7 protein-coding genes and 1 pseudogene are annotated in these 8,445 nt (G+C 70.5%); 4 read left to right on the top strand and 4 right to left on the bottom strand.

The annotated features are described in order from the left end of the window. Positions 1-230: pseudogene (locus SGA01_RS29285) on the bottom strand (serine/threonine-protein phosphatase); the annotation flags it as partial. 106 nt (positions 231-336) lie between these two features. Between SGA01_RS29285 and SGA01_RS29280 the strand changes: the two are divergent. Continuing rightward, positions 337-1,566 (top strand): GNAT family N-acetyltransferase, encoded by a 1,230-nt coding sequence (locus tag SGA01_RS29280; RefSeq protein ID WP_141300080.1) that lies wholly within the window; start codon positions 337-339, stop codon positions 1,564-1,566. Positions 1,567-1,570: 4 nt separating this feature from the next. On the opposite strand, the gene SGA01_RS29275 is transcribed toward SGA01_RS29280, so the two are convergent. Together SGA01_RS29275 and SGA01_RS29270 are read right to left on the bottom strand one after the other, a co-directional pair. After that, positions 1,571-2,380 (bottom strand): Fpg/Nei family DNA glycosylase, encoded by an 810-nt coding sequence (locus SGA01_RS29275; protein WP_055643454.1) that lies wholly within the window; start codon positions 2,378-2,380, stop codon positions 1,571-1,573. Next, positions 2,380-2,874 (bottom strand): ribose-5-phosphate isomerase, encoded by a 495-nt coding sequence (locus SGA01_RS29270; protein ID WP_141300078.1) that lies wholly within the window; start codon positions 2,872-2,874, stop codon positions 2,380-2,382. Before SGA01_RS29270 ends, SGA01_RS29275 begins: the two co-directional genes overlap by 1 nt. A 196-nt stretch (positions 2,875-3,070) precedes the next feature. Between SGA01_RS29270 and SGA01_RS29265 the strand changes: the two genes are divergently transcribed. Next, positions 3,071-4,528 (top strand): amino acid permease, encoded by a 1,458-nt coding sequence (locus SGA01_RS29265; protein WP_141300076.1) that lies wholly within the window; start codon positions 3,071-3,073, stop codon positions 4,526-4,528. An 85-nt stretch (positions 4,529-4,613) separates the two neighbouring features. On the opposite strand, the gene SGA01_RS29260 is transcribed toward SGA01_RS29265, so the two are convergent. Beyond that, positions 4,614-5,207: a biotin transporter BioY gene (locus tag SGA01_RS29260; protein WP_141300074.1), complete on the bottom strand. Its 594-nt coding sequence runs from the start codon at positions 5,205-5,207 to the stop codon at positions 4,614-4,616. Between the two features lie 255 nt (positions 5,208-5,462). Between SGA01_RS29260 and SGA01_RS29255 the strand changes: the two genes are divergently transcribed. Together SGA01_RS29255 and SGA01_RS29250 are read left to right on the top strand one after the other, a co-directional pair. Continuing rightward, complete coding sequence (locus SGA01_RS29255; protein ID WP_141300072.1) at positions 5,463-6,836, top strand: amino acid permease; 1,374 nt, start codon at positions 5,463-5,465, stop codon at positions 6,834-6,836. Positions 6,837-6,953: 117 nt separating this feature from the next. Beyond that, the gene (locus tag SGA01_RS29250; protein ID WP_141300070.1) at positions 6,954-8,378 is read left to right on the top strand and encodes an amino acid permease; all 1,425 of its coding nucleotides are present in this window, start codon (positions 6,954-6,956) and stop codon (positions 8,376-8,378) included. The last annotated feature ends 67 nt before the right edge of the window (positions 8,379-8,445 follow it).

Raw genomic sequence — 8,445 nt, 5'->3', positions numbered from 1 at the left:
CCGCCCGCCACGATCGGCAGGACGAGCGCGGCGGGCGCGCACCAGACCGGGTCGAGGAGGGTGCCGCAGGCGATGGCCGGGATCATCAGCAGGAGCCCGGCGAAGGCGAGCCAGTCGGAGCCGTCCCCGCGGAAGTAGTCGACGCCGGACTTGCGCAGCGCGATGCGGGCCCGGCGGGCGCGCCTGCGCGTCCGGGCCGCGTACGTGTTCACTCCCGCGCGGTGTCCCATTGGCCTGGACCCTATCCACCTCGTCCGACATCGTGCAGGGGTACCCCGGTGACAATGTGCGTGAAATCGGGTCGCCCCGGGCGCACGGCGCTGATATCGATGGCATATGACTACTGAACTGCGGGTTCTCGACCCGACCGAGTGGGACCGCTGGTACGAGGTCCTGGAGTTGGCGTTCGGGGGTGTGGCGGAGGCCCCGGAGGAGCGGACGCTGTGGCGTGATCTGACCGAGTTCGACCGTTTCCTGGGTGCGTGGGACGGCGATCGCTGTGTGGGGACGGCGGGTGCGTTCTCGTTCCGGCTCACGGTGCCGGGCGGGGCGTCCGTGCCGGCGGGCGGGGTGACGATGGTGAGCGTGGCGGGGACGCACCGCCGGCGCGGGATCCTGACCTCGATGATGCGGCGCCAGCTTGACGACCTGCGGGCGGCGGGCGAGTCGGTGGCGGTGCTCACGGCCTCGGAGCCGGAGATCTACGGGCGCTTCGGCTACGGCGTCGCCACGTACGCGGCGCGGGTGACGATCGACACGACCCGGGTGCGGCTCTCGGTGCCGGAGGGCACGGACGAGGTCACCCTGCGCCTGGCGGACCTGACGGAGTCCTCCGCGGTGTGCGAGGAGGTGTACGCGAAGCTCGTGCCCGGGCGGCCCGGGATGCTCGCCCGGCAGCCGCAGTGGGAGCGGCTGGCGCTGATCGACCCGCCGGCCAACCGGGAGGGTGCCTCGCCGCGGCTGTGCGTGCTCGCCGAACGGGCCGGGGAGGTCGTGGGGTTCGCGCACTACGCGATCAAGCCGGAGTGGTCGTACGCGGGTGCCGACGGGTCCGTCGCGGTCCATGACCTGATGGGGCTCGACGCGGTGGCGGAGGCGGCGCTGTGGCGGTTCCTCTGCTCGGTGGACCTGACCAGGGAGGTACGGATCCACAGCCGGCCGCTGGACGACGCCTGGCAGCACCTGGTGAGCGATGTGCGGCGCTGCGCCCCGACCTTGCGGGACGTGATGCACGTACGTCTGGTGGAGGTGGGCGGTGCGCTGGAGGCGCGGACGTACCAGGCGCCGGTGGATGTGGTGTTCGAGGTCGAGGACGCCTTCTGTCCCTGGAACGAGGGGCGTTGGCGGCTGACGGGTGACGCCAAGGGCGCGACCTGTGTCCGGACCTCGGATCCGGCGGACCTCGCACTGTCCGTGCGGGAGCTGGGCGCGGCGTACCTGGGCGGGACCTCGCTGGTGTCGCTGGCGGCGGCCGGTCGCGTGCGGGAGCTGCGGGAGGGCGCGCTGGTCGAGGCGTCCGTGGGCTTCGGGTCGCCGGTGGCCCCGTGGCTGCCGCACGGGTTCTAGACCGCTAGCGGGTCTGGCAGCCGGGGCACCAGAAGAGGTTGCGGGCGGCGAGGTCGGCGGTGCGGATCTCGTCGCCGCAGACCAGGCAGGGCTGGTGGGTCCTGCGGTAGACGTACACCTCGCCGCCGTGGTCGTCGACGCGCGGCGGGCGGCCCATCGCCTCGGGTGTGTGCTCGGGGCGGACGGTGTCGATGCGATTGAGCCGTACGCCCTCCCGCATGAGCGCGGCGAGGTCCGACCAGATCGCGTCCCATTCCCGGCGGGTCAGGTCCTTGCCGGTGCGGTACGGGTCGACGCCGTGCCGGAAGAGGACCTCGGCGCGGTAGACGTTGCCGACGCCCGCGATGACCTTCTGGTCCATGAGCAGGGCGGCGATCGTCGTGCGGGACTTCGAGATCCGGCGCCAGGCCTTCTCGGGATCGTCGTCCGCGCGGAGCGGGTCGGGGCCCAGGCGGTCGTGTATCGCCTGCTTCTCCGCGTCCGTCACGAGCGCGCAGGTCGTGGGGCCGCGGAGGTCGACGTACCCCTCGGGGTTCGCGAGGCGCAGTCGCACGGTGTCGGTGGGCGGGGGCGCCGGGGCGTCGCCGAAGGTCACCTTGCCGAAGAGGCCGAGGTGGATGTGGATCCACTCCTCGCCCGGGAAGCCGAGGAAGAGGTGCTTGCCGTGGGCCTCGGTGGTCTCCAGGACGCTCCCGTCGAGCAGGGCCGCCGAGTCGGCGAACTTGCCCTGGGGGCTGGAGACGCGCACGGGCCGGCCGCCGAACCGCTCGCGGTGGTCGGCGGCCAGCCGGTGGATGGTGTGCCCTTCGGGCATCAGGCCGTGGGCTCCTGCGGGTGGTGCGCCGGGATCGCGGGGAGCTCGCCGGTGTTCTCGTACGCGGTGAGCATGTCGATCCGGCGGGTGTGGCGCTCGTCACCCGAGTAGGGGGTGCTCAGGAAGATCTCGACGAACTTCGTCGCCTCTTCCTGGGTGTGCATGCGGCCACCGACGGAGATCACGTTGGCGTTGTTGTGCTCGCGGCCGAGGGCGGCGGTCTGCTCGCTCCAGGCGAGGGCGGCGCGCACCCCCTTCACCTTGTTCGCGGCGATCTGCTCGCCGTTGCCGGAGCCGCCGATGACGATGCCCAGGCTGTCCGGGTCCGCGGCCGTCTTCTCGGCGGCGCGCAGGCAGAACGGCGGGTAGTCGTCGAGGGCGTCGTAGATGTGGGGACCGCAGTCGACGGGCTCGTGGCCGTGTGCCGTGAGCCACTCGACGAGGTGGTTCTTGAGTTCGTATCCGGCGTGGTCGGAACCGAGGTAGACGCGCATGGTGCCGAGTGTGGCATGTCCCGGGCCGGGTAGCGGTCAGCGGGGTCGGGACGTTCACCCGACCTGGTATGGACCTTCGACTCTCGCGAAGTGGTCCACACAACTATCCGGAATCAGGTCTTCCGATCACACCTGTTCACGGTGTTCAATGCTCGGGCTCGCGACCCGAGCGTCCCCCACACGTTAGGAAGCGTTCATGAACACGCAGCCGACCCTGGAGAAGGAAGGCGGAAAGGCCGGTACGGCCGATGTTCCGCAGTCCTCCGAAGGTCTCAAGGCCGGGCTCAAGAACCGTCATCTGTCGATGATCGCCATCGGCGGAGTGATCGGTGCCGGCCTCTTCGTCGGCTCGGGTTCCGGCATCGCCGCGGCCGGCCCCGCGATCCTCCTGTCCTACTTCCTCGTCGGCGCCATGGTCGTCTTCGTGATGCGGATGCTCGGCGAGATGGCCGCCGCCCGGCCGTCCTCCGGCTCGTTCTCCGCCTACGCGGACCGGGCCCTCGGCCGCTGGGCCGGCTTCAGCATCGGCTGGCTGTACTGGTTCTTCTGGGTCGTCGTCCTCGCCGTCGAGGCGACCGCCGGTGCCAAGATCCTGGAGAGCTGGGTCCCGGCCGTTCCGCAGTGGGGCTGGGCGCTCATCGTGATGGTGGTCCTCACCGCCACCAACCTCGGCTCGGTCGCCTCGTACGGCGAGTTCGAGTTCTGGTTCGCCGGCATCAAGGTCGTGGCCATCGGCGCCTTCGTCGTCATCGGCATGCTCGCGGTCTTCGGCGTCCTGCCGGGCTCGGACAACCCGGGCGAGGGATTCGCGCACCTCACCGACAGCGGGGGCTTCTTCCCGATGGGGGCAGGAGCGGTCCTCACCGGTGTGCTGATGGTCGTCTTCTCCTTCATGGGCAGCGAGATCGTCACCCTGGCCGCCGGTGAGTCCGAGGACCCGCAGAAGGCGGTCACCAAGGCCACCAACAGCGTGATCTGGCGGATCGGCGTCTTCTACCTGGGCTCGATCTTCATCGTCCTCACCCTGCTGCCGTGGAACGACAAGTCGATCGTCGAGAAGGGCTCGTACGTCGCGGCCCTCGACTCCATCGGCATCGCGAACGCCGGCCAGATCATGAACGTGATCGTCCTGACGGCCGTCCTGTCCTGCCTGAACTCGGGTCTCTACACCGCTTCCCGCATGGCGTTCTCGCTCGGGCAGCGCGGTGACGCGCCCAAGGCCTTCGCCAAGGTCAACAAGCGGGGCGTGCCGACGGCCGCGATCCTCGGCTCGGTCGTCTTCGGCTTCGTCGCGGTCTTCTTCAACTACAAGTGGCCGGACACCGTCTTCGCCTTCCTGCTGAACTCCTCCGGCGCGGTGGCGCTCTTCGTCTGGCTGGTCATCTGCGTGACCCAGCTGAAGATGCGCGGCATCATCCAGCGCGAGACGCCGGAGAAGCTCGTCGTGAAGATGTGGCTCTTCCCGTACCTGACCTGGGCGACGATCGCCATGATCGTCTTCGTCCTCGGCTACATGATCTACGACGGCGGCAGCGCCCGTGAGCAGGTCGTGCTCTCGCTGCTCGTGGCCGCGCTCGTGATCGCGATCTCGCTGGTCCGGCAGAAGTTCGGGAAGGGCTCCGCCGAGTCCGCGCCCGAGCTCGAGCGCCTGTGACCCCGTAGGTCCCGTACGTCCCGTACGCGAGAGGGCCCGTCGTTCCCCGGGGAACGACGGGCCCTCTTCCGTGTGTCCGCGGGGCTCAGCCCTTGCGGCCGACGAGCTTCCAGGCGGCCGGCAGGGCGCCCATGGCGAGGGCGGCCTTGAGGGCGTCGCCGATGAGGAAGGGCGTGAGGCCGGCGGCGACGGCCTGGCCGAAGGTCATGCCGGTGGCGAGCGCCAGGTAGGGCACGCCGACCGCGTAGATGATCGCGGAGCCGAGGGCCATCGCGCCGGCCGTGCGGAGCACGGAGCGGTCGGCGCCGCGGCGGGCGAGGGCGCCGACGACGGTCGCGGCGAGGAGCATGCCGAGGATGTACCCGAAGGACGGCATGCCGTAGCCGGAGGTGGCCTGCGCGAACCACGGCATGCCCGCCATGCCGGCCACCGCGTACACCGCGAGGGCGAGGAAGCCGCGGCGGGCGCCGAGCGCGGTGCCGACGAGCAGGGCGGCGAAGGTCTGGCCGGAGACCGGGACCGGGGAGCCCGGGACCGGGACGGAGATCTGCGCGGCGATGCCCGTGAGGGCGGCGCCGCCGACGACCAGGGCGATGTCGCGGGCGCGGCTCGCGGGGAGCAGGTCGGCGAGGACGGTGCCCGCACGGAGGGAACGGGCGGGGGCGGCGGCGGTGCTCATCGGTACTCCGCGGAGGGTGAGGGTGGGAGGGACAGGTTGACGGTATGCCAGGAGTGAGCGCCCGATCACCGTCTGCCGCCCACAAAGCGACGGTCGAGCGCTTCGTGGAGATCGAACAAAGCCCGTCGATCGCGCGTTTCGCCACGTGACGCTTGTCACTGGGATCTCGTCCATGGAGGTCCCTTTTGCGCCAGGGGACGTTCACGGACGAGACTGTGGAGTCTCCATAAACCGCCAGAGAGCACGAGCCCCCACATGCACGACTCCCTCGCTCCCGAACCGGAGCCCCTCTCCCACGGTCTGAAGCAGCGTCATCTGACGATGCTGGGGCTCGGCGGGGTGATCGGCGCCGGGCTCTTCGTGGGTTCGGGCGCGGGCATCGCGGTCGCCGGTCCCGGCATCGTGGTCTCGTACCTGATCGCGGGCGCGCTCGCGATGCTCGTCATGCGGATGCTGGGCGAGATGTCGGCGGCGATGCCCGCCTCCGGGGCGTTCTCGGTCCACGCCGAGCGGGCGCTGGGCCGCTGGGCGGGCTTCTCGGTGGGCTGGCTGTACTGGTTCCTGCTGGTCGTCGTCCTGGCCGTGGAGGCGACGGGCGCGGCGCGGATCGCGAACGGCTGGGTGCCGGGGGTCCCGCAGTGGACCTGGGTGCTGATCTTCATGGTCGTCTTCACCCTGGCCAACCTGGCGGCGGTGAAGAACTTCGGCGAGTTCGAGTTCTGGTTCGCGGCGCTGAAGGTCGGCGCGATCGTGCTGTTCCTGATCCTGGGCACGCTCGCGATCTTCGGCCTGCTGCCCGACACGGAGCCCGTGGGGATGGCCAATCTGACCGGGCAGGGCGGCTTCCTGCCGAACGGCTGGGAGGGCGTGACCTCCGGTGTCCTGGCCGTCGTCTTCGCCTTCGGCGGCCTGGAGGTCGTCACGATCGCGGCGGCCGAGTCGGCCGACCCCGCGCGGAACGTGGCGCGGGCGGTGCGCAGCGCGGTGTGGCGGATCCTCCTCTTCTACGTGGGGTCGATGCTGGTCATCGTGACGCTGCTGCCGTGGACGTCGATGGTGCCGGGCCAGTCGCCGTACGTGGCGGTGCTCGACTCGATCGGGGTGCCGGCAGCGGGCCAGATCATGAACGTGGTGGTGTTCGTGGCGCTGCTCTCGGCGCTCAACGCCAATCTGTACGGGTCCTCCCGGATGGTCTTCTCGCTGGCGGAGCGCGGCGAGGCGCCGAAGGGGCTGCTCCGGGTCTCGGGCGGAGGGGTGCCGCGCCGGGCGGTGCTCGCGTCGGTGGCCTTCGGTTTCGTCTCCGTACTCCTCAATCTGAAGTGGCCGGATTCGGTCTTCCTCTACATGCTCAACGCCGTCGGTGCGGTGCTGCTCTTCGTCTGGGCGCTGATCGCGGTCTCGCAGCTGAAGCTGCGGCGGCGGATCGAGCGCGAGGCGCCGGAGACGCTGACGCTGCGGATGTGGGGCTTCCCGTGGCTGACCTGGGTGGCGCTCGCCGCGATGGCGGCGGTGCTCGTCCTGATGCTCGCCGACGACGCGGCGCGTCCGCAGGTGCTGTGGTCGGCGGCGGCGACCGGGGCGGTGCTGCTGGTGGCGTGGGTGCGGGAGCTGCGCACGAAGCGGGCATGATTCTTCACTTTGTGTGAAAGTCGTGACCGTATAGCGGACACCGGTTCCTTCTGAGCGGTGCGGCGACCCAGACTGTGGGCTCCCCTCCCCGTCTCAGCTAGTGAACAGGGTTCGCCCATGTCTCGGACCACCGCGCCCGCGCCGGCCGACCGCAAGGACGGCGCGACCGCACCCGCCGAGGGCCTCACGCACGGCCTGAAGCAGCGCCACCTCTCGATGATCGCCCTCGGTGGCGTCATCGGCGCCGGACTCTTCGTCGGTTCCGGCGCCGGCATCGCCGCCGCCGGTCCCTCGATCGTGATCGCCTACGCGATCTCCGGCATCCTCGTCATGCTCGTGATGCGCATGCTCGGCGAGATGTCGGCGGCGAACCCGGCCTCCGGCTCCTTCTCCGTCCACGCCGACCGGGCCTTCGGCCCCTGGGCGGGCTTCACCTCGGGCTGGGCCTTCTGGTTCCTGCTCTGCGTCGCCGTCGGCCTGGAAGGCATCGGCGCGGCGAAGATCATGACCGGCTGGTTCCCCGGCAGCCCCGAGTGGGCCTGGGTCGCGCTCTTCATGGTGGTCTTCACCGTCACCAACCTGGCGGCGGTGAAGAACTTCGGCGAGTTCGAGTTCTGGTTCGCCGCGCTCAAGGTCGGCGCGATCGTCCTCTTCCTCGGCATCGGCGTGCTCGCCATCACCGGCCTCCTGCCCGGCACGGACGCCCCCGGCGCCACGAACCTCACCGGTGACGGCGGCTTCTTCCCGCACGGCTCCGAGGGTCTGATCGTCGGCCTGCTCGCCTCCGTCTTCGCGTACGGAGGACTGGAGACGGTCACCATCGCGGCTGCCGAGTCCGAGCACCCGGTGCAGGGCGTCGCCAAGGCCGTCCGTACGGCGATGTGGCGGATCGCGCTCTTCTACATCGGCTCGATGGCGGTCATCGTCACCCTCGTCCCCTGGGACGACAAGGCGGTCGTCGAGAAGGGTCCGTACGTCGCCACCCTCGACCACCTGGGCATCCCGGCCGCCGGCCAGATCATGAACGTGGTCGTGCTCGTCGCCCTGCTCTCCGCGATGAACGCCAACATCTACGGCGCCTCCCGCATGGCCGGCTCGCTCGTCGCGCGCGGCCAGGGCCCGAAGGCGCTCGGCCGGCTCTCCGGGGGCGTCCCGCGCCCGGCGGTCCTCGTCTCCTCCGTCTTCGGCTTCGCCTGTGTGCTGCTGAGCTACTGGCGGCCGGACGACATCTTCATCTGGCTGCTCAACACCATCGGCGCGATCATCCTCGTCGTCTGGTTCTTCATCGCCGCCTCCCAGCTGGTGCTGCGCCGCCGTACCGAGCGCGAGGCGCCCGAGAAGCTGGTCGTGCGGATGTGGGCCTTCCCGGTGCTGACCTGGGTGGCGCTGGCCGGCATGGCGGCGATCTTCGTCCTGATGGCCCGCGAGGAGGGCACGCGCGTGCAGCTGTACTGGACGGGCGGGCTGACCCTGCTGCTCGCCGCCGTCGGCCTCGTACGCCAGAAGTCCGCCCGGAAGGCGGAAGCGGACCTCGCTTCCTGATCGCCGACGGCTCCACGCGAAACCCCCGAACCACGCGCCGGTTCGGGGGTTTCGCCATGTCCGGACC

The organism is Streptomyces gardneri, assembly GCF_006539185.1.
Classification (GTDB): domain Bacteria; phylum Actinomycetota; class Actinomycetes; order Streptomycetales; family Streptomycetaceae; genus Streptomyces; species Streptomyces gardneri.
Note: the sequence above shows the minus strand (reverse complement) of the source record. Positions and strands in the feature narration are given on the sequence as shown.

What these genes read in the sequence shown, in the direction of transcription:
- SGA01_RS29255 (WP_141300072.1), top strand. Translation starts at nt 5,463, where the DNA reads ATGCACGACTCCCTCGCTCCCGAACCGGAGCCCCTCTCCCACGGTCTG.
- SGA01_RS29270 (WP_141300078.1), bottom strand. Translation starts at nt 2,874, where the DNA reads ATGCGCGTCTACCTCGGTTCCGACCACGCCGGATACGAACTCAAGAAC.
- SGA01_RS29275 (WP_055643454.1), bottom strand. Translation starts at nt 2,380, where the DNA reads ATGCCCGAAGGGCACACCATCCACCGGCTGGCCGCCGACCACCGCGAG.
- SGA01_RS29260 (WP_141300074.1), bottom strand. Translation starts at nt 5,207, where the DNA reads ATGAGCACCGCCGCCGCCCCCGCCCGTTCCCTCCGTGCGGGCACCGTC.
- SGA01_RS29265 (WP_141300076.1), top strand. Translation starts at nt 3,071, where the DNA reads ATGAACACGCAGCCGACCCTGGAGAAGGAAGGCGGAAAGGCCGGTACG.
- SGA01_RS29280 (WP_141300080.1), top strand. Translation starts at nt 337, where the DNA reads ATGACTACTGAACTGCGGGTTCTCGACCCGACCGAGTGGGACCGCTGG.
- SGA01_RS29250 (WP_141300070.1), top strand. Translation starts at nt 6,954, where the DNA reads ATGTCTCGGACCACCGCGCCCGCGCCGGCCGACCGCAAGGACGGCGCG.